Genomic DNA, 18,404 nt, shown 5'->3' with positions numbered 1-18,404 from the left:
TCATGGGCTTCGCCTGAGAATCAGCAGCAGATTCCAGGTGGCGATCTCGCGGAGTCCCGGCACCCGGGTGATCGTGCTCGCGAAGAATGGCCAGTAACGGGACCGCGCCGTGACGATCTGCACGTCGTCGCGGCCGCGGACGTGCCGCAGGGTGGGACCGATATGAACGGGGAACAGGTTTTCGCCGACCGTGTGCTTGGCCTCGCGGCCGGTGCGCCGTTCGTAGCGTTCGCGGGCCCGGTCGGCCCCGAGGTAGTGCCACGGCGCTGTCTCGTGACCTCCCCAGGGCGAGAGCCAGTTGGTGAACGACAGGTAGATCAGTCCGCCGGGGCGGGTGACCCGCACCATCTCGCTGATGAACGTCTGCGGGTCCGACACGTGCTCCAGCACATTGGACGAGAAGCACACGTCCGCCGCACCGTCGGCGAGCGGCAGCAGATAGCCGTCGGCGAGCACCGCGTCCTCGGTCACCGGACCGCGGGCGCTCAGCTCCCGCAGGTCGGGCTCGAAGAGGTAGCTCCGCGCGCCGTGGCGGCGGAACTCCTCGGTGAAGTGGCCGCTGCCGCCGCCGATGTCGACGACGATCTTGCCGGGCAGGTCGATGTGACGTGCCACTTGTGCGACCGAGTCACGGGCCAGCAGGGTGTAGCACTGCTCGGGGTCGCTCTGTTCGCGCATGAACGCCCGGAAGAGGGTGGCCGATCGCCGCAGCGACGGATCCTTGAACGCGCGTTGGGTGACGTCAAAAATGGCCGCTCACCTCCCGCGTCCCGGGGCGTAGGCGAGCGCCGCGGCCTCGGCGGCGACCGCCTGGAACTGACGGACCGTCGATCTCCAGCGGAAGCGCTTGGCGCGACGCGCGGCGGCACGTCCCATGGCTGCGCGCCGGTGGGCACTGAGGGACAGAGTGCACCACGCGGCGGCGAACGAACTCTCGCCCCGGGCGAGCACCCCGGTCTCCCCGTCCTCGATGGAGTCGCACAGGCCCGGTATGTCGAAACCGACTGCGGGAGTGGCCCGGGCGGCGGCCTCGGTGACGACCAGCCCCCAGCCCTCGACGAGGGAGGGGTGCAACAGCAGCCACGCCTCGCACATCAGCCGGTGCTTCTCGGCCTCCGACACCCGGCCGGCGAACGTCACGCCGGGGCCGGCCATGGCTTCCAGCCGCTCCCGTTCGGGGCCGTCACCGACGATGACGAGCCGACCGCCGGTGACCGGACGGACCCGCTCCCACAGCCGCAGGAGCAGATCGATGCGCTTGTACTCCACCAGCCGGCCGACGGCCAGGAACAGCGGTTCCTTCGCCTCGGGCAGCAGCACGCCGGGGTCTTCGACGCCGTTGTTGACGATCCGGATGCGGTCCGCGGCCACGCCGATGCCGCGAAGTTCGGAGGCGGTCGACTCGGAGACGGCCACCATCAGGTTTGCGCGGTGGGTGCCTGCCAGCGCCCAGTGCTCCAGCCTGCGGCCGAGCCGGGCCGCCGGGCCCGGGTAGCGCATCTGCCAAAGATCGGTGTGCACATGGTTGACCAGGCACAACGTCGGTCCGCGGTGCCACAGCGGCGCCAGGTACGGCATGCCGTTGCACACCTCGACCAGCAGGTCGCAGGCGCCGACCTCGCGGGCGAAGGTCTTCCTGGCGCGCAGGAAGTGTCCTGCGTCACCGCCCGCGGAGACCACGCGGTAGTCGCGTTCAGCGGCCGGGCCGCCACACACGAGCGTGACCTCGTGGCCGCCGGCGGTCAGACCGCCGGCTATCCGGTCGATGAGCAGTTCCGAGCCGCCGGCGGCCTGGTTGCCCAGGTCACGGCGGGCGAGGAAGGTGATCCGGCGCGGCAGAGGTTCCGCGACGGGTGCGATGTGCGGGTCATCGGCGAGCGAGTTGGTGACTGCGCTGCCGGTGCGGGCTTGAGCGGGAACGGAGTCCTCCTGGCCGGAGGCCAGAGCGGACGCGTGCTGGGGCATAGAGGTGCTCCACTCGGCGGCTGCGGGAGCAGGCGGGTGAGGGATTGCCGGGCTTCCGGGGGTGAAGCGCTGGGCTGGCTCGGTGTGCGGGGTACTGCCGGGACGGTGCCGACCGGGATGTGCGGTCGATGTGTTGAGCATCGGACCGGTGGCGGACTCCTGAGGGTGGGAGCCTGGCACGAACCGGAATAACTGGTTCTACTGCGGGGTAACCCAAGTGTTCGTTCGAGTGATTCGTTCCACTACTCACGCGGGTGCCAAGTTTGGGCTGGTCGGCAGCCCCGCTTTCATCACTCTCCTGAGTGTTCCGTCCGTCGGCGGCCACGGATGAGCATGAGCACGCCGGCGGCGGCGAGCAGACCGCCCGCGATCCCGCCCACAACGGGCACTGTCTCGCCGAGCAGCTTCAGCCGACTGCCGTCGTCCGAGGCCAGCGTCACCTGCTCGCGCCGGGTCGCCTCGGTGAACTCCAGCCGCTTACTGGACAGCAGGGTGATCGCGTCCTTCTTCGAACCCGGGGCCCGCAGCGTCTTCGTCGGCGCGATCACCGCGTTCATGATCCGGCCCGTGCGCTGGTCCACCGTCAGCTCGATCCCCGCGTTGGAGTACCACTCCTCGGCGAGCACCTGGCCCTGCGGGCGGCCCACCAGCACGCCGGGCACCTGACGGGTGCCGGTGGCGGTGGCCGCGACAGTGCCGACGAAGAGGTAGCCCCGGTGGCCGCGGATCTTGGTGGTGCCCTTGAACTCCAGCGGCACGGCGGCACCCAGGGTGCTGTCCCACCAGGTGTAAACGCGCTTCTCGACGTCGAACGGGAACTTCAGGTAGGCCTCGCCCTCGAACCTGGGCTTCTCCTCGCAGCAGCGCACCGGCAGGTTCGTCCGGCGGTCGGTGACCCAGCGTTCCGTGGTCCACTGCAGGGATTTCCGCGGGTCGGCCAGCGGCAGCGTCTTCGGGGTGTCGATCTGTGTCGACACGTCCCAGATCGCGTTTCCGCTGCGCTCGCTGCCTGCGACGTCGCCCAGCACCCGGCGGGTGATCGTTATCGTCTGGCCGTCCACCGTGGAGACGGATCCGGTGTCGAAATAACTACCCTCACCCTTGAAGACCGTCGTGGAGTTCACGTCGGTCGGCGTGCGCTTGGCACGCGGCTCCACGTACCAGACGAGCAGCTGAGTGAGTACCAGCAGAAAGACGCCAGTACCCAGCAGAATCAGGGACCAACGCGATGTTGAACGGCGCATGCCGGTACTCCAATGCGGGCGGGTGATGCGGGGCATTCGTGGACTGTGCGGGAAGGGGTCACACGCACGGATCTCAGCCTGTCCGGGCCGAGGAGTGGCGTACCCGGGAGTAACAGCGCTGTGACCGGCGAAATTAGGCGGAGCTTGACCACCTGTCAATGCGACTCGCATACTGATCGCGCCGGACCGGGCCGGCGCGCTGGGTGACAACCTCATCGATAGAGAGGCCGATCACCCTCATGCCCAGACTGCTCGCCGCCTTCCTGACCTGCGTCGCCTCCGCCGTCCTGGCCACAGGCGCCGCCTTCGGAATCGTGGCCGCCCTCAATGTCACACCCGAGCAGCAGAATGTGCCGCTCGTCACGTTCCCCGACCCTCCCGCCAACGGGACGTCCAGCACACCGAGCCCCAGCACGGGCTAGGTCGTGAAGATCCAGGCCCGCTGATCGAGCGGCATGCGGACCGGACGTCCGGGAGAAGGTGCTGTGGCAGCATCGTCAGCGTGGCACGACGTGCCACGAGAACGGATTCAGCGGTTCGCCGACCGAGCCTTGGAGCAGGTCCCCGAGCTCGCACAGGACATCCTCGTCGCGATCCGACGGGAATATCCGGGTCTGGCGTTCATCGCCGACGAGTCCGGAGAGCCGAAGGCCCTGGTGGCGATCCGGCGCGCGCTGGAGCTCTTCGTGGAGCAGATGACCACGGGCTCGGACCGGCCGCGCGCCCTTCCCGAGATGTTCCAGGACTTCGGGCGCGGCGAAGTCACTCAGGGGCGCAGCCTGGACTCCTTGCAGGGGATCTACCGGCTGGGCGTACGCCTTTCCTGGCGGCGTATGGCGGAGATCGGCCAGCAGGTCGACATCCCGCCCGCAGCCATGTACGAACTCGCCGAGTCCGCGTTCGAGTACCTCGACGTCATGGTGGCCCAGTCGGTACGCGGCTACGCCGAGGCCGTCGCCCGCCAGGCCGGGGAGCGGCTGCGTCTGCAACGACAACTCGTCGAGCTGCTGCTCACCGAGCACCGCACGGATCCGTCCGCTTTCCTCGCCGACCGCGCGGCCGTCGTCGGCTGGCAACTGCCGGAAAAGGTGGCGGTGGCCGTGCTGCTCCGCCCCGCCCCAGAGGCTGTCGCCCCCGCCGTGGGCGTCGAGGTGCTGCTCGACATGGAGGGCGAGCACCCGCGCATGGTGGTGCCGGACCCGGAGGCCCCCGGGCGCGCGGAGTTGCTGCACCGGGGGATGGCCAACTGGTCCGGCGCGATCGGCCCGTCGGTTCCCCTGGCGGAGGCCGCCACGTCGCTGCGCTGGGCGGAGACCGCCGTAGGGATGATCGAGCAGGGCCTGCTGCCGCAAGGGCGGCTCCTGCGCTGCGGCGAGCATGTCGAAGCCTTGGTGCTGCTGCCCGCAGGGGAGTTGATCGACGAGCTGGCGCGGCGGCGGCTCGCCCAGTTGGGCGAGTGTGGCGGCCCGGCGCACGCCCACCGTCTCGCCGAGACCCTGCTGGCGTGGCTGGAAACGCGGGGTGGCGCGCCGGAGGTGGCCGCCCGGCTCGGAGTCCACCCGCAGACCGTGCGCTACCGGCTGAGACAGCTCCGTGAGTTGTGGGGCGAAGACCTGGACGACCCGGACCGCCGCTTCGAACTGGAGCTGGTGCTTCGCGCTCGGCGGCTGCGCGGTGATCTCGTCCCACCGCCTTGACCATCATCGGACCCTGCTCCGCACGAGCGTAGGGAGAATCGGCGGCCACCCCCAGGACGATCTTGATCAACCTAGGAAACTCAGCCGCACCTGGCGGTTCGGGTTGTCCATGTTCGTGTCCGCGAAACTCCGTTAGTGCAACCCCGATTGAGCCGTCAGTGGCGGAGGGCCGCCAGATCCGTACCGGGCAGGTGGATCCAGCCCTCCTGCCCAGCGGCCGTGCGCTCGTCCGGAGAACGCGGCCACAGAGTGTCCCCGACCAGGACGGCGCGAGCTACCAGAGCACAGACCAACGCGTCGAGATGGTCGTGGCTGTTGACACACTGCCCGCGCACCGCCTCGGGGAGGGCCAACCCCAAGCCCGCCTCGACCGAGCCGACGATGTGCTCTCGGACGGCACGCGCTTCGGGCGTGGCGCTCTTGTAGCTACCAGGAAGGCGAATCCCCCACCGCCTCAGTGCGGCAGCGGGGTAGACCTCGGCAATTGGTCCCGACCCGTCCCTGGGCACAGGGGCACCGATCGCCGCGAGGGCATCCAGCAGATAAGCCGCTCGCAGCGCCACGACACCCAGAAGATCGGTGGACACCGACAGCGGAGGCCGCATCGAGGTCGCCTTCCATGTGAGGTCGTCGGTGAACCTGAATCGCAGCGCATCCAGACCGGGCCTCCCGTCCGCACGCTCCTCGAACCTGACGGGGGGCGGCAGCCGCAGGCCCCGGTGGTGGGCCAGGACCGTTGCCACGAAGCTCGACGGCCAGCCAAGAGGGCAGTCGAGGCCGGTCTTGTCGGCCGCCCGGACAACCGCCAGCAGATCCTCATCCCCCTCGGGCTCGACGAACTCCGCCGCCAAGCCGTCCACGCCGCCCCAGACCACCCGGCACACAGCCGTACGCCGTGCACTCGCAGCAAGGTCGACCCCGACCGTCACCGCCTGTCGTTGCCTCATGCCGCGATCCTTCCGCAGCACGCCCGTGGGCCACCGCACCCCCGCGCCACAAAACAGGTGCCATGCCCAGAACCCTCGGGCTCACCGATCCTGAGAATGACCGGCACCGGCCCACGCCGGACCGGCGAGCGATTGACGGCGACAACCTTGAAGCCGTACTCCTTCGCGGCACCGGTGATCGGCGGCACCTCGCCGACGCTTCCCAGGTCGAGCGTTCACCGCGTTCATCGCCTCCGGCCGGTTCAACGTGATGATGCCGATGTGCTCGCGTCGCTCGAACAGCACCGCTGAGTTCTGGGCGGACGACCCCATCACTACTCCTCCTCAGATCCCGGCTTCGCAGGCGAGCCGGCAGGCCTTGTCCACGAGCGCATCGATACGTTCCACGGTGGGCGTTCCCGTCGTGGTCTTGTTCTTCGGTTCATCGATCGCTCGCCTCATCACGCCCTCAGCAATCACGGCCACCTTCCACAGGCCCAGCACGTGCCAGAACGTCAGTGCCGCCGGGTCCCGGCCTGTTTCCGTCAGGTACACGTGAGCGAGCTCGTCACGGTTCGGGAAGCCGTCGAGGACGGAGGCGGCGAAATCGCCCCCGGTCTCCTCCTCTCCCGGTTCCGGCCAGTACGCCAGCAGGCTGCCCATGTCCGCCAACGGATCCCCGAGCGTCGACAACTCCCAGTCGAGCGCCGCGGTCACCTCCCCGCTGTCGTAAGAGGTGATGACGTTGCGCAGATGGAAATCGCCGTGAACGAGCGTCAGTTCGCATTGCTCCGGGACGGCGGCGACAAGGCGCCGGGTGAGGTCCTCGAGGGCGGGCAGCTCGCGGGTCCTGGACTTTTCCCACTGGCCCGTCCACCGCTTGAGCTGACGCTGCGCATACGGCTTGTGGCTGGCCAGTCCGGTCAGCCCGGTCGCCTCGAGATCGACCGCGTGGATCTTCGCCAGCGTCCGAGGCAAGGACATCCCGATCGCCCGGCGGCGCTCCGGCGTCAACGACTGCGCGATCGGCATCGTGTCGACGACCTGGCCGTCCACGAACTCCATGAGCAGCAGTGGGACGTCGGTCACGGCGGGATCAGCGGTCAGCCCGAGCACCCGCGGGGTCGGGACGGCAGTGCCCTCCAGCGCGGTCAGAATCCGCGCCTCGCGAGCCACGTCGTGCGCCGACGCCAACAGGCGACCCAGCGGTGGGCGCCGCAGCACCCACCTGCGGCCGTCCTGGTCCCGTACCAAGTAAGTCAGATTCGACTGACCGAGCCCGATCCGGTCGAAGGTCAGTGGCCCGGCGAAGTCGACGCCGAGGGTCTCGAGCCAGCGGCTCACCGCCCCGGCGTCGACTCCGACGATGTCCGCGCTAGACACCGATGCCGACTCCTTGCCTGAACAGGAGCGCGTCACCGAGGAGTTGCCCGCCGTCGATCACCATGGTCTCGCCGGTGATCCAACTCGCGGCGTCCGAGACGAGAAAGGCGACCGCGGAGGCGATGTCGGCAGGCTCCCCTATGCGCCCGAGCGCCGTCGAGGCAGACAGGGCCTGCTCGTGCTCCTTCCACAGCGCCTCGGCCAGCTTCGTGCGGACCACACCCGGTGCCACCGCGTTGACGCGAACCTTCGGCGAGAGTTCCAGGGCCAGTTGCTTGGTGAGATGGATCAGTGCGGCCTTCGAGGCGTTGTACAACCCGATGTTCGCCTCGAAGGCCATGCCGCCGACCGACGCGGTGTTGACGACCGCCCCGCCGTGCTCGCCCATCCAGGCCCGCGTGGCCAGACCCGTCCACAGGACGGGAGCCCACAGGTTCACGTCGAAAGTCTTGGCGAACCGCCCGTGGTCCTGGTCGAGGACCGGCCCGAAGGCCGGGTTGGTCCCCGCGTTGTTGACGAGGATGTCCAGGCTTCCGAAGCGCTCGAGCGTCAGATCCACACAGCGCTGAGCCGCCCCTTCGTCGACCGCGTGCGCACCGACCCCCAGCGCTGAGCCGCTCATCCGCGCCGCGGCTGCGTCCGCCGCCTGCTGGGACCGGGAGGTGAGCACGACGTTCGCACCGGCCGAGGCAAGGGCCTGGGCGATCGCCAGCCCGATCCCGCGCGAGGCGCCGGTGACGACGGCGGTGCGACCGGTGAGATCGAGTCCTGCCATCTCAGCTCACCGCTGCCGTGGCCGCGTCGCGGTACTGCCGCAGTTCCTGTTTGGCGATGGCCCTCTTGTGGACCTCGTCGGGACCGTCCGCCAACCGCAACGTCCGCAGACCCGCATACATCATCGCCAACGGGAAGTCGTCGGTCACTCCTGCTCCCCCGTGCACCTGGATCGCGCGGTCGACGATCTTCAACGCGATGTTCGGGGCGGCCACCTTGATGGCCGCGATCTCGGTGCGCGCTTCCTTGTTCCCGACCGTGTCCATCAGATACGCGGCCTTGAGCGTGAGGAGGCGGATCATCTCGATGTCGATACGTGCTTCCGCTATCCAGTCCTGGACATTGGACCGTTCGGCAACCGGACTACCGAATGTCACCCGTGACTGCGCGCGCCGGCACATCAGCTCAAGCGCCCGCTCGGCCGCGCCGATCGCTCGCATGCAGTGGTGGATACGACCGGGCCCGAGCCGGGCCTGGCTGATCGCGAAACCCTCACCCTCGCCCTTGAGTACGTCCTTGGCCGGCACCCGTACGTCGGTGAAATCGATTTCGGCGTGCCCCTCACGGTCCTGGTAGCCGAACACCGGCAGCCCGCGCATCACCGTGACCCCAGGGGCGTCGATCGGGACGACCATCATCGACTGCTGCCGGTGCGGGGCAGCGGTGGGATCTGTCTTCCCCATGACGATGAGCACCTTGCAATTGCGGTGCAGGGCATTGGACGCGAACCACTTACGGCCGTTGAGCATGTACTCGGCGCCGTCGCGCTCCATCCGCAACTCGATATTGGTGGCGTCCGAACTGGCGACACGCGGCTCGGTCATCGCGAACGCCGAGGCCATCGTCCCGTCGAGCAGGGGCTTGAGGTACTTCTCCTTGTGCTCGTCGCTGCCGAAGCGTGTGAGCACCTCCATGTTGCCGGTGTCGGGAGCATTGCAGTTGCACGCCTCAGAGGCGATATGGCTGCGCCCCATGATCTCCGCCAGCGGCGCGTACTCGAGATTCGTCAGCCCCGGGCCCCACTCGGCGTGCGGGTGGAAGAGGTTCCACAGTCCGCGCTTCCGCGCCTCCGCCTTGAGTTCCTCGAGGATCGGCGGATGGAAGTGCGGGTCACCCGACGCGCACATCTGCTCGTGGTACACCGCCTCAGCGGGGTAGATGTTCGAATCCATGAATTCGAGCAGATCCGCCTGGTACTTCTTGGCGCGGTCCGACGTCTCAAACAGGGACATCTGAACTCCTGACAGGTAGGGAGGGAAAATTCGGTGGGCGCTTGTCGAGGTGACTGGCCACGCCTTCGACGAAATCGGCCCCGCGGAAGGCCTGGAGCATGACGCCTTCCGCGCGGGCCACGGAATCGGCGTACGTGCCGTCCGCGTCGCTCTGCAGTTGGCTCTTGATGGTTGCCATGGATGCCGGGGAGCAGCGCGTCGCCAGATCGGCGGCGTACGCGACAGCGGCATCGGCGACCCTGCCGGTGGGGACCAGGTGGTCGAGGAGTCCGATACGGAGTGCCTCCTCGGCATCCACCATGCGACTCGACAGCAGCAGGTCCGCTGCCCGGCTGTGCCCCACGAGCCGGGGCAACAGACAGGAGATCCCGTACTCGGCGATCAGCCCACGCTGCGCGAATGCCGTGGTGAACCGGGCCGAGGGCGAGCCGAAGCGAATGTCGCAGTAGAGCGCCTCCACCATGCCCAGGCCCGCGGCAACCCCGTTGACCGCACCGATCAGCGGTTTGCGCAAGGAAAGCGGCACGTCGCGCGGCCGGCACCGCGACCTGTCCGCCTCGGAGACCTCGCCGACCGCCTGCAGCTGCTGGAGGTCGGCGCCGGCGCAGAACCCGCGTCCCGCGCCGGTGACCACGACGGCGCGTACGTCCGGGTCGTCTTCGGCGGCGTCGAGCAGCGTGAAGTAGCGGTTCTCGAGTTCGTCAGTCCAGGCGTTCAGCTTGGCGGGCCGGTTGAACGTGAGCAGCAGCACAGGCCCGCGGTGTTCGGCGAGGACGAGCTCGCCCGGCGCGCCGGTCATGCCTGTGCCAGCAGGGACTTCTGGTAGCGGCGCATCCCGCGCAGCCACCGGTCGTAGTCCGAGCCCTTGTGCCGGTACATGTCCAGAACCTCTTCGTGCGGCAGGATCAGGAAGCGCTCGTCCTCGATCGCGGCGAGGACGGCGTCGGCGACCTCGGCAGGCTCGAGGACGTCACCCGCGGACGTGACGGCCTGCGTGGCCGCTCTCCCCAACGCGTCCTCCGAGTCCTTCCCCAAGGACAGCATGCTGGTGTTCACTCCCATCGGGCACAGACAGCTGACACGGACCCCGCGATCGCCATAGGTGACACTCAGCCATTCGGCGAAGCCGATGGCCGCGTGCTTGGTGACGGCGTACGTGGCGGAGCCGATCTGGGTGAGCAGCCCGGCCGCCGAAGCGGTGCTGACGAAGTAGCCCTCGCCGCGCTCGACCCACCGCGGCACCAGCAACGTTGCCGCACGGATGTGGGCTCGCAGGTTCACGTCGATCGAGAGGTCCCAGTGCTGCTCGCCCGCATCCAGACCAGGCGCCCCGGCGATGCCCGCGTTCGCGAAGTAGAGGTCGACCGGACCGAATGCGCTCTCCGCCAGAGCGATCAACTGCTCGATCCGGGCGGTGTCCGACACGTCCACGCCCGCGCTCACGGTGCTTCCCGGATGGTCGGCGTTGACTGACTCCGATACCGCCCGCGCGGTGTCCGCGGCGAGGTCAGCGACGACGACCCGGGCACCCTCGCGAGCGAGCCGAGCGACCAGCGCGCCACCGATGCCGCCACCGCCGCCGGTGACGATCGCGACTCTTTGTGCAACGTTCACAGCGAACCCTCTCCATAGCCGAGCGTGCGGTGCCAGGGCCCGGCCCGAGATGGTGAGATCGTGGCCGCCGTCCACTTGTATAATTGAATCTGACGTCAAGTTCAAGTAATTGGTGCGCATCAACCCGCGGAGAAGGCCTCTTGGTTCGTCCACCCAGTACGAGCGGCTCACCGAACGGATCGGCAGGGGCTCGGGCCTACGGAGAACTGAAAGGGGACAACGCCTTCGTCGGGCGCGCAGGACGGCCACCTAGTCATGGGCGCCGGGCCGCGCGCCGTGCGCCATCGCGCACCGGCTCTACGCCTTCGACCCGGCCCGCCGGCTCCGTCGCCGCAACTGGTGAGGTTCGCCGGCTTCGCCGGAGCCCCGATGACGGCTGCGGCCACGTGCCGTTCCCAGCCCCGCCGGTCAGCTCGCCCAGCCGCCGGCGCGCGATCGCCACATCCGCGGAGGAGAGGGTGAGGCGAGGCGGCGAGAAGGGCAGAAGGGACCCGGGACCACCCGAGTCAGGCCGTCGAGCGTGCAGGCTCACGCAAGCCCGTCTTCGCCGCAAATGCCGGGGCCAGGGTCGCGAACACTCGTAGGCGGCGGGGCTCCGTCCCGGGCGGGCGCCATTGCCGGATCGTCAGTGGCCGGGGAACCGCAGGGCGTTCGCCCAGAGCCGGGTGACTGTGGAGACAAGCTCCTCGAAGTCCGCCGGCGTACCTTCTTCTTGCCCTTCGCCGCGCACGAAGGCGCTGTAGGCCATGACGCTGACCATGCCCGACAGCGCGCGGGAGGCCATCATCGGATCGACCTCACGGTCTGCGACATCCCGCGCCTGCAGGTCGGCGATGCCGCGGGCGTTGCGATGGATGAACGCATCCGCGCGCCGGCTTCGGAACTCACGGAACTCCGGCTCCACTTGTGCGACCTGCTCAAGCAGTGCCATCAGCTTCGCGTTCCGTTTATACGCCTCGAGATACGCGCGATTGCTCGCCTCGAGTACTGCATACGGATCGTCGGTATCCTGCACCCGGCCCATGCCGGGGTGCATCATGTCCTCCTGCGCCTCCAGCAGGACGGCGGCAAGCACCTCTTCCTTGTTGGCGAAGTAGGTGTAGAAGGATCCCGCAGCGCATTGGGCCTCTTTGGCGATGTCGGCCAGGCGGGTGTCGAGGTAGCCGTCTCGCTCGAACACCTTCCGCGCGGCCTTCACCAAAGCGGCGCGTGTCCGCGCTCCGCGCTTCGTCGTCGGCGGCTCGCGAAGTGGCGAGAGGGGCGCCATCGGAGGTGCCTTCTCGCTGTCCTCGGGCGCAGTGGTGTCCATCCCCCGAAGTGTACTTGAATCTGACGCCAGCATCACAAATGGGCATGGTTCGCGGGCTCGGAGGAATCCCGGAGCCGGTTCCCATCGGCGACGAGACGAGGGGCAGGCGGAGCCGGTCCTGCAGGATGGGGCGCAGGCTCATGAGCAACACACCTGCTTCGCTACTTCTGCGGCGGACACATTTCGCCCGTCGGCGGATGTTCAGTGCCGCAGCGCGGGTACGTCGCCGAGCGCGGGGCTCGGGTCAGCTCCGTACGGTCGATGGACCGCTTGAGGATCTTCCCGCTCGGGCCCTTGGGCAGCGCGTCGACGAACCGGATGATGCGCGGGACCTTGTAGGCGGACAGTCGCTCTCGTGTCCAGCTCGACACCTCAGCGGCACCGAGCTCGGAGCCGGGCCGGGCGGCGACGAGCGCGGCGACCTCCTCGCCGTAGTGGTCATCGGGAACGCCGATCACGGCTGCCTCGATGATGTCCGGGTGCTCGTAGAGAACTGCCTCGACCTCACCGGGGTAGACGTTGTAGCCGCCGCGGATGATCAAGTCCTTGATCCGGTCGACGATGCGCAGGTCGCCGTCCGTGTCGGTAGCGCCCAGGTCGCCGGTCCGGAACCAGCCGTCCGGCGAGATCACCGCGGCGGTGTCCGCGGGGCGGTTCCAGTAGCCACGCATCACCGTGGGTCCCTTGATGTGGACTTCGCCGACGGTACCCGGCGGGCACTCATTGCCGTCGATGTCACGCACCTGAACCTGCAGCCGCGGGACCGCCCGGCCGGTGTACCCGGTCTTGCCGCCGCGGTCGATGTCGTTGAAGGTGCCGAACGCGGTGGTCTCGGTGAGCCCATAGCCTTCGAGGATGGTGCAGCCGAACCGGGCCTCGAAGGCCCGGGCGATCTCCCCGGGGAGCGACGCGCCGCCGGAGACGGCGACGCGGAGCCCGGCGAAGTCCGCCGGATCGGCGTCACCCGCCACGTGCAGCATTGCGTTCCACATGGTCGGTACGCCGGCCATGATGGTGAGCCGGTCGCGGCGCAGCATCTCCAGCATCGACGCCGGGTCGAATCGGGCCAGCAACGACATCGAGCCGCCCACGGTCAAGGTCGCCATCATGACCGATGCCTGGCCGAACACGTGGAACAGCGGAAGTCCGGTGCCGGTACGGTCGGCGCTCGATCCGCTGCTGCACTCGGCGCCGATCTCCCCTGCGGACAACAGGTTCCCGACCGTGAGCTGGGCACCCTTCGGCCGCCCCGTCGTACCCGAGGTGTACAGGATGGCCGCGGTCTCATCGCGGTCCCGGTCGACTACAGGGGCGTGGGCGGCACCGGTGACCGTCGCGCCGGGGGACAGCGTCCAGGAGGGCACATTGAGCGTCGCGGCCGCCTCCGCGACGGCGTGGCCGAGGGCGTGCCATGCAATCGCCAACGCACACCCGGCGTCGCCGAGGACGTACTCGGCTTCGGCCCGGGTGGACATCGTGTTGACCGGCACCACGACGCAGCCCGCGGCCTGGATCCCGAGGTAGGCCACCACGAACTCGGGCACCGACGGCGCCGCCAGCAGTACGCGGTCCCCCGGGGACAGGCCCGCGGCGGCCAGGGCGCCCGCGTACCGGACACTCGTGTCGCGCAGCTGCCGGTAGGTCCATTGATCCGCGCCGCCGCGCAGCGCGATGTTGTCGGGAGTTGCAGCCGCGTGGCGGCAGACCGGATCGAGAACACTGGCCATGGGCGGTGCCTTCCGGGGATGTGAGCAGGTGAGGCAGTGCGAGTCTCCCCCTCACCCCTCAGTAGAATTGAATGCGACCTCAACTTCAAGTCATTCGACTGCGGAAATGCCGGAAGGCTCGTATCACCCGGGCATCTCGCCGTGGACGACGGCGACGCTATCGTCACGAACCGCATAGGGCAGCTCATCCAGGAAGGATCCGGCCTGCGGCGGGACTTGAAGAAGGGTGCATGCGTCCGGCCGCTTGGCGGGCGGAGGTGGTACCGAAGTACATGAGCACCGCACTGGGCGGGCGCGAGCACCGCCGCTCGGCCCGCGGGCGGTGTCGATTCCGGGCATGACCGGTTTCCCGTCGATCGGTCGATCGGGCATGACCGGTTTCCCGTCGATCGGTCGATCGAGCATGACCGGTTTCCCGTCGATCGGTCGATCGAGCATGACCGGTTTCCCGTCGATCGGTCGATCGGTCAGGCGGTGATCCTGAAGCGTTCTGCGAGTTGGCGGCGAGTGTCGGCAGCACCGGTGTGAAGCACACCCCCGATTCCGATCCGCGCCGCTCCCTCGAGGTTCTGCCGCAGGTCGTCGATCATGACTGCCTCCTCGGGGGAGACGCCGAGGCGTTCACATGCGATCGCGTAAATCCGCCGGGAAGGCTTGCGGATCCCGACCTCGGCGGAGATGACGACCGCGTCGGCCACAGCAGCGAGGTCGACGCCATCGTACGTTCCGGTCCCGAAAGAATTGGATACCAGCGCGACGGGATACCCGGCGGCGCGAAGATCACCGAGCAGGGCGAGCATGTCCTGGTCGATCGACATTCCAGCTTGCATCCGGGCAGTGAGCCCCTCGGCGGGTACGTCGGCGCCGTGGACACGGAGACGTTCGGCGAATCCTCGCTCGAAGGCTTCGGCGTCAATACGGCCGCACTCGTGGTCGGCCAGGAGGGTGCGTGATGGCTGATCCCGGCTGAGGAGGTCCAGCGGCAGGCGCGGATCGCCACCGAGCGAGGCGCCGAAGTCGGTGAACGCCCGCAACACACTGGAGGTGATGACCCCGCCGAAGTCCACGAGGACGGCGGTGCGGGCCCTTTCCATCACGCTCGACACAGTATTCACACCCTCCCTCGCGGCCGGCTTCCCACCGGCCGATGCGACCGCGACCGGCTTCCCACCGGCCGCGGCGACGACAGCCATGGTTCGCCGATTCTCATGCGACTTCGAACAGCCCGGCTGCGCCCATTCCGCCGCCGACACACATCGAGATCACTACATATCGGACGCCGCGGCGCTTGCCCTCGATCAGGGCGTGCCCCACCAGGCGGGCACCGGTCATTCCGTACGGATGGCCGACCGAGATTCCGCCGCCATTGACGTTGAACCGCTCCGGGTCGATGTTCAGTTCGTCACGGCAGTACAGCGCTTGGGAAGCGAACGCCTCGTTGAGTTCCCACAGACCGATGTCGTCGATGGTGAGATCGTGCTGCTTCAGCAGTTTCGGAATGGCGAACACCGGACCGATCCCCATCTCGTCCGGCCCGCAACCGGCAACGGCCATACCCCGGTATACGCCCAGCGGCTCCAGTCCACGGCGTTCGGCTTCCTTCGACTCCATCAACACCGAAACCGAAGCCCCGTCCGACAATTGCGAGGAGTTGCCCGCCGTCACGCTGGAGTACGCGGTCACCTGACCGTCCGGCAGCACCGGCGCCAACCCGGCCAGGCCCTGGAGTGTGGTCGACGCGCGGTTGCCCTCGTCCCGGGTCAGGGTCACGGCCTCCTGCCGCACCTCCCCGGACTGCTTGTCCAGGACCTTCTTGACGCTGTCGAGCGCGACGATCTCCTGGTCGAACCGCCCGGCCTCTTGCGCCGCCGCAGTGCGCTGCTGTGACACCAGCGCGAACTCGTCCTGTCGTTCGCGGCTCACGCCGTAGCGTTCGGCGACGATCTCCGCCGTCTGCAACATCGGCATGTAGACACTCGGCTTGTGCTCGACCAGCCAGGGATCCGTCATGCGGTGGGTGTTCATGTGCTCGTTCTGCACCAGGGAGATCGACTCGACACCGCCGCCGACGGCGACCTGCATGCCGTCGCCGACGATCTGCTTGGCGGCCGTCGCAATCGCCATCAGGCCCGACGAGCACTGCCGGTCGATCGTCATCCCCGACACGGAGTCCGGAAGTCCGGCACGCAGAGCGGCCTGGCGGGCGACGTTGGCACCGGATGACCCCTGCTGCATGGCGCAGCCGAAGATCACATCTTCGACCTCGCCTCCCTCGAGCCCGGCGCGCTGCACCGCGTGCGAGAGGACATGGGCGGCAAGTTCCTGCGCCTGGGTGTCGTTGAACGCACCGCGGTACGCCTTCCCGATCGGCGTCCGTGCCGTCGAAACGATGACTGCTTCCCTCATGTCGCCGCGCTGCTTCCTGTCGGTCCGGTTCGTCTGGTCGCTTCAGGGCTGGGATCCCGAGCTTCGTGAGCCGGGGTCGATACCAGTTGGGGCGCGATGCCGCGGTTGGCCGGACTCGATGCCGGTAGGCGGTACCAACGCCAACTGGAGCGCTATGAGCAGTCGGTGACCGTCCCCTCCGTTACCGATCACGTGCGTCACGGCCACGGGGTGACGGGAGCCGACCTCCCGAAGCGGTTATAGTCGAATTCGACGTCAAGTTCAACCAGGCTGACCTGAAGGAGGGCGGCGCCCGGCTACCGTTGGGGAAACCAGGCATGTTCTCGACCTTGACAATCCCCTTCCACAACTTAGGCTGACCGACCAGTCGGTATGAAGGGGCGGATCGTGACCGAGCTGAGCATCTCCACCGCTGCGGGCGTGTTCGACGCGAACATGGCGGGTCCGCCCGAGGGCCGCCCGGTGCTGCTGCTCCACGGCTTCCCGCAGACGCGGCTGGTATGGCAGCGGCAGATCGCTGAGTTGGCCGCGCGCGGCTACCGGGTGGTCGCACCCGACCAGCGTGGGTACTCTCCTGGGGCACGCCCCGAGCGGCCCGCGGACTACCGCATGAACCTCCTGGTCGACGATGTGGTCGCGATCACGGAAGAACTGGGCTGGGGGGCATTCGACCTGGTCGGCCACGACTGGGGAGGCGCGGTGGCGTGGTGGACCGCCGATGCCCACCCCGATCGCGTACGTACCCTGACAGTTGTCTCGACCCCGCACCCGGGCGCCCTGGCCACCACCCTGCGCACCGACAAGGACCAGCGCGAACGATCGCAGTACATGATCGCCTGGCGTGAAACGCCCGCGACCGAGGTGCGCATGCTCGCAGGCGATGCCGAGGCGCTTCGCGCCACTTACGCCGGAAAGGTCCCGCAGGCCAGTGCTGAGGCCTACGTGCGACACCTGTCCCAGCCGGGTGCTCTCACCGCGGCGCTGAACTGGTACCGGGCCGGCCGCCCCGACGGTGCGATCGGCGTCATCGAGGTGCCCACGCTGTACGTCTGGAGCACACGGGACAGCGCGTTCGGCCCGGCGGCCGCGCGGGAGACCGGACAGTGGGTCAACGGACCGTACCGGTTCGAGACCCTCCAGCGCGTCAGCCACTGGGTCCCCGAGGAGGCTCCCAAGACGCTGAGCCGCCTCCTGCTCGAGCATCTGCGAGCGCACGGCGAGCCCGGAACCACAGCCACTACCCCCTCTGTCGACTAACAGAAGAGGTGACCTCCGTGAAAACAGCGCGAGCAGCCTGGCGCCGACTCGAGCCCGTACACGGCATGATCTACTTCGTCCCCGAGGCAAGGCGACGGTACGCGGACCTCGGACTGAGCGGACGCGCCGGGTACTTCGCCTCCCGGAGCGCCGCCTTCGGCCAAGCATCCGCTGAGCTGGTCATCTCGACCTTCTACAACTTCAACCCAGGTCTCGTACGGGAAGCGGTCGACGGGGTCTGGGAATCGACGACGCCACAGCAGGTGCTGGACGCACGGCACGCTGCCGCGAGCGAGGCCCTGCGACGGGCCGGCATCCACGAACTCCCCGCCTTGGACGAGGTCCTGACGCTGACCCGTAGGGCCGCCGACGCCGCCTGCGAACACGCGCAGGGCCGCCCGCTGTTCGCCGCGCATGCCGCGCTGCGCTGGCCAGAAGAACCGGTGCTGCAGCTGTGGCACGCCCAGACGCTGCTCCGGGAGTTCCGTGGAGACGGCCATGTCGCGTGCTTGCTGAGCGAGGGCGTGGGGGGCTTGGAGGCCCTGGTTCTGCACGCTGCCACCGGTGACGTTCCCGTCGACTTCCTCAAGGGAAGCCGCGCATGGCCCGAGGAGGAATGGGCCGCCACCGAGGAGCGCCTGCGCACGCGAGGTCTCCTGGACGGCGACTCCCTGAGCCCGGAAGGCCTACGTCTGCGCCAGCACATTGAGGACCGCACCGACCGCCTGGCCCTTCCCGCCTACGCTGCCCTGGGCGACGCCGACTGCGAACGTCTCGCCGAACTCGCGAGCCCCTTCGGCCGCGCCGTCGTCGAAGCCGGCCTCCTCACACTCGGCTGACCTCCGCCCTTCACCCGGCGCGGAGATCATC

18 protein-coding genes are annotated in these 18,404 nt (G+C 68.5%); 5 read left to right on the top strand and 13 right to left on the bottom strand.

What is annotated here, in order from left to right:
• From ACFYWY_RS10405 to ACFYWY_RS10395, 3 genes are all read right to left on the bottom strand, one after another.
• Window positions 1-678 carry a class I SAM-dependent methyltransferase gene (locus tag ACFYWY_RS10405; RefSeq protein WP_389182756.1) on the bottom strand — a complete coding sequence of 226 codons (678 nt, stop codon included), beginning with the start codon at window positions 676-678 and terminating at the stop codon, window positions 1-3.
• 78 nt (window positions 679-756) lie between these two features.
• Window positions 757-1,965, bottom strand: coding sequence for a glycosyltransferase family 4 protein (locus ACFYWY_RS10400; RefSeq protein WP_389182753.1), 1,209 nt, complete (start codon window positions 1,963-1,965; stop codon window positions 757-759).
• A 290-nt stretch (window positions 1,966-2,255) separates the two neighbouring features.
• Window positions 2,256-3,209, bottom strand: a complete 954-nt coding sequence (locus ACFYWY_RS10395) for a DUF3068 domain-containing protein (RefSeq protein ID WP_389182751.1) — start codon at window positions 3,207-3,209, stop codon at window positions 2,256-2,258.
• 239 nt (window positions 3,210-3,448) lie between these two features.
• On the opposite strand from ACFYWY_RS10395, the gene ACFYWY_RS10390 reads away from it, so the two are divergent.
• Both ACFYWY_RS10390 and ACFYWY_RS10385 read left to right on the top strand, forming a co-directional pair.
• Window positions 3,449-3,631 (top strand): hypothetical protein, encoded by a 183-nt coding sequence (locus tag ACFYWY_RS10390; protein ID WP_389182748.1) that lies wholly within the window; start codon window positions 3,449-3,451, stop codon window positions 3,629-3,631.
• Window positions 3,632-3,664: 33 nt separating this feature from the next.
• Window positions 3,665-4,906, top strand: a complete 1,242-nt coding sequence (locus tag ACFYWY_RS10385) for a PucR family transcriptional regulator (RefSeq protein WP_389182746.1) — start codon at window positions 3,665-3,667, stop codon at window positions 4,904-4,906.
• A 155-nt stretch (window positions 4,907-5,061) separates the two neighbouring features.
• Here the strand turns inward: ACFYWY_RS10385 and ACFYWY_RS10380 are convergent, their stop codons facing one another.
• A complete protein-coding gene (locus ACFYWY_RS10380) occupies window positions 5,062-5,853 on the bottom strand; it encodes a DUF429 domain-containing protein (protein ID WP_389182743.1) in 792 nt (263 codons plus the stop codon).
• A 96-nt stretch (window positions 5,854-5,949) separates the two neighbouring features.
• Between ACFYWY_RS10380 and ACFYWY_RS10375 the strand changes: the two genes are divergently transcribed.
• The gene (locus ACFYWY_RS10375) at window positions 5,950-6,144 is read left to right on the top strand and encodes a hypothetical protein (protein ID WP_389182740.1); all 195 of its coding nucleotides are present in this window, start codon (window positions 5,950-5,952) and stop codon (window positions 6,142-6,144) included.
• 33 nt (window positions 6,145-6,177) lie between these two features.
• On the opposite strand, the gene ACFYWY_RS10370 is transcribed toward ACFYWY_RS10375, so the two are convergent.
• The 9 genes from ACFYWY_RS10370 to ACFYWY_RS10330 form a co-directional block, all read right to left on the bottom strand.
• A complete protein-coding gene (locus ACFYWY_RS10370; protein WP_389182738.1) occupies window positions 6,178-7,215 on the bottom strand; it encodes a phosphotransferase family protein in 1,038 nt (345 codons plus the stop codon).
• Entirely contained in the window at window positions 7,208-7,990 is a 783-nt protein-coding gene (locus ACFYWY_RS10365; protein ID WP_389182735.1) for an SDR family oxidoreductase, read from the bottom strand. Before ACFYWY_RS10365 ends, ACFYWY_RS10370 begins: the two co-directional genes overlap by 8 nt.
• 1 nt (window position 7,991) lies before the next feature.
• Window positions 7,992-9,221: an acyl-CoA dehydrogenase family protein gene (locus ACFYWY_RS10360; RefSeq protein WP_389182732.1), complete on the bottom strand. Its 1,230-nt coding sequence runs from the start codon at window positions 9,219-9,221 to the stop codon at window positions 7,992-7,994.
• Entirely contained in the window at window positions 9,208-10,020 is an 813-nt protein-coding gene (locus tag ACFYWY_RS10355) for an enoyl-CoA hydratase-related protein (protein WP_389182729.1), read from the bottom strand. Before ACFYWY_RS10355 ends, ACFYWY_RS10360 begins: the two co-directional genes overlap by 14 nt.
• The gene (locus ACFYWY_RS10350) at window positions 10,017-10,835 is read right to left on the bottom strand and encodes an SDR family oxidoreductase (protein WP_389182726.1); all 819 of its coding nucleotides are present in this window, start codon (window positions 10,833-10,835) and stop codon (window positions 10,017-10,019) included. The genes ACFYWY_RS10355 and ACFYWY_RS10350 overlap by 4 nt, the downstream gene beginning before the upstream one ends.
• A 625-nt stretch (window positions 10,836-11,460) precedes the next feature.
• Window positions 11,461-12,144 (bottom strand): TetR/AcrR family transcriptional regulator, encoded by a 684-nt coding sequence (locus tag ACFYWY_RS10345; protein WP_389182724.1) that lies wholly within the window; start codon window positions 12,142-12,144, stop codon window positions 11,461-11,463.
• 161 nt (window positions 12,145-12,305) lie between these two features.
• Window positions 12,306-13,871: an AMP-binding protein gene (locus ACFYWY_RS10340; RefSeq protein WP_389182721.1), complete on the bottom strand. Its 1,566-nt coding sequence runs from the start codon at window positions 13,869-13,871 to the stop codon at window positions 12,306-12,308.
• 467 nt (window positions 13,872-14,338) lie between these two features.
• Window positions 14,339-14,965, bottom strand: a complete 627-nt coding sequence (locus ACFYWY_RS10335; protein WP_389183096.1) for an HAD family hydrolase — start codon at window positions 14,963-14,965, stop codon at window positions 14,339-14,341.
• A 112-nt stretch (window positions 14,966-15,077) separates the two neighbouring features.
• Window positions 15,078-16,277: an acetyl-CoA C-acyltransferase gene (locus ACFYWY_RS10330; protein ID WP_389182718.1), complete on the bottom strand. Its 1,200-nt coding sequence runs from the start codon at window positions 16,275-16,277 to the stop codon at window positions 15,078-15,080.
• Window positions 16,278-16,664: 387 nt separating this feature from the next.
• Between ACFYWY_RS10330 and ACFYWY_RS10325 the strand changes: the two genes are divergently transcribed.
• Window positions 16,665-17,534 (top strand): alpha/beta fold hydrolase, encoded by an 870-nt coding sequence (locus ACFYWY_RS10325; RefSeq protein ID WP_389182715.1) that lies wholly within the window; start codon window positions 16,665-16,667, stop codon window positions 17,532-17,534.
• A 17-nt stretch (window positions 17,535-17,551) separates the two neighbouring features.
• Entirely contained in the window at window positions 17,552-18,373 is an 822-nt protein-coding gene (locus ACFYWY_RS10320; RefSeq protein WP_389182713.1) for a hypothetical protein, read from the top strand.
• The last annotated feature ends 31 nt before the right edge of the window (window positions 18,374-18,404 follow it).

This window comes from Streptomyces sp. NPDC002870 (assembly GCF_042888505.1).
Taxonomy (GTDB): domain Bacteria; phylum Actinomycetota; class Actinomycetes; order Streptomycetales; family Streptomycetaceae; genus Streptomyces.
Note: the sequence above shows the minus strand (reverse complement) of the source record. Positions and strands in the feature narration are given on the sequence as shown.

Excerpts from the sequence above, each read along its gene's own strand:
- ACFYWY_RS10405 (WP_389182756.1), bottom strand. The coding sequence starts at position 678 with ATGCGCGAACAGAGCGACCCCGAGCAGTGCTACACCCTGCTGGCCCGT.
- ACFYWY_RS10400 (WP_389182753.1), bottom strand. The coding sequence starts at position 1,965 with ATGCCCCAGCACGCGTCCGCTCTGGCCTCCGGCCAGGAGGACTCCGTT.
- ACFYWY_RS10395 (WP_389182751.1), bottom strand. The coding sequence starts at position 3,209 with ATGCGCCGTTCAACATCGCGTTGGTCCCTGATTCTGCTGGGTACTGGC.
- ACFYWY_RS10390 (WP_389182748.1), top strand. The coding sequence starts at position 3,449 with ATGCCCAGACTGCTCGCCGCCTTCCTGACCTGCGTCGCCTCCGCCGTC.
- ACFYWY_RS10385 (WP_389182746.1), top strand. The coding sequence starts at position 3,665 with ATGCGGACCGGACGTCCGGGAGAAGGTGCTGTGGCAGCATCGTCAGCG.
- ACFYWY_RS10380 (WP_389182743.1), bottom strand. The coding sequence starts at position 5,853 with ATGAGGCAACGACAGGCGGTGACGGTCGGGGTCGACCTTGCTGCGAGT.
- ACFYWY_RS10375 (WP_389182740.1), top strand. The coding sequence starts at position 5,950 with ATGACCGGCACCGGCCCACGCCGGACCGGCGAGCGATTGACGGCGACA.
- ACFYWY_RS10365 (WP_389182735.1), bottom strand. The coding sequence starts at position 7,990 with ATGGCAGGACTCGATCTCACCGGTCGCACCGCCGTCGTCACCGGCGCC.
- ACFYWY_RS10360 (WP_389182732.1), bottom strand. The coding sequence starts at position 9,221 with ATGTCCCTGTTTGAGACGTCGGACCGCGCCAAGAAGTACCAGGCGGAT.
- ACFYWY_RS10355 (WP_389182729.1), bottom strand. The coding sequence starts at position 10,020 with ATGACCGGCGCGCCGGGCGAGCTCGTCCTCGCCGAACACCGCGGGCCT.
- ACFYWY_RS10345 (WP_389182724.1), bottom strand. The coding sequence starts at position 12,144 with ATGGACACCACTGCGCCCGAGGACAGCGAGAAGGCACCTCCGATGGCG.
- ACFYWY_RS10340 (WP_389182721.1), bottom strand. The coding sequence starts at position 13,871 with ATGGCCAGTGTTCTCGATCCGGTCTGCCGCCACGCGGCTGCAACTCCC.
- ACFYWY_RS10335 (WP_389183096.1), bottom strand. The coding sequence starts at position 14,965 with ATGGAAAGGGCCCGCACCGCCGTCCTCGTGGACTTCGGCGGGGTCATC.
- ACFYWY_RS10330 (WP_389182718.1), bottom strand. The coding sequence starts at position 16,277 with ATGAGGGAAGCAGTCATCGTTTCGACGGCACGGACGCCGATCGGGAAG.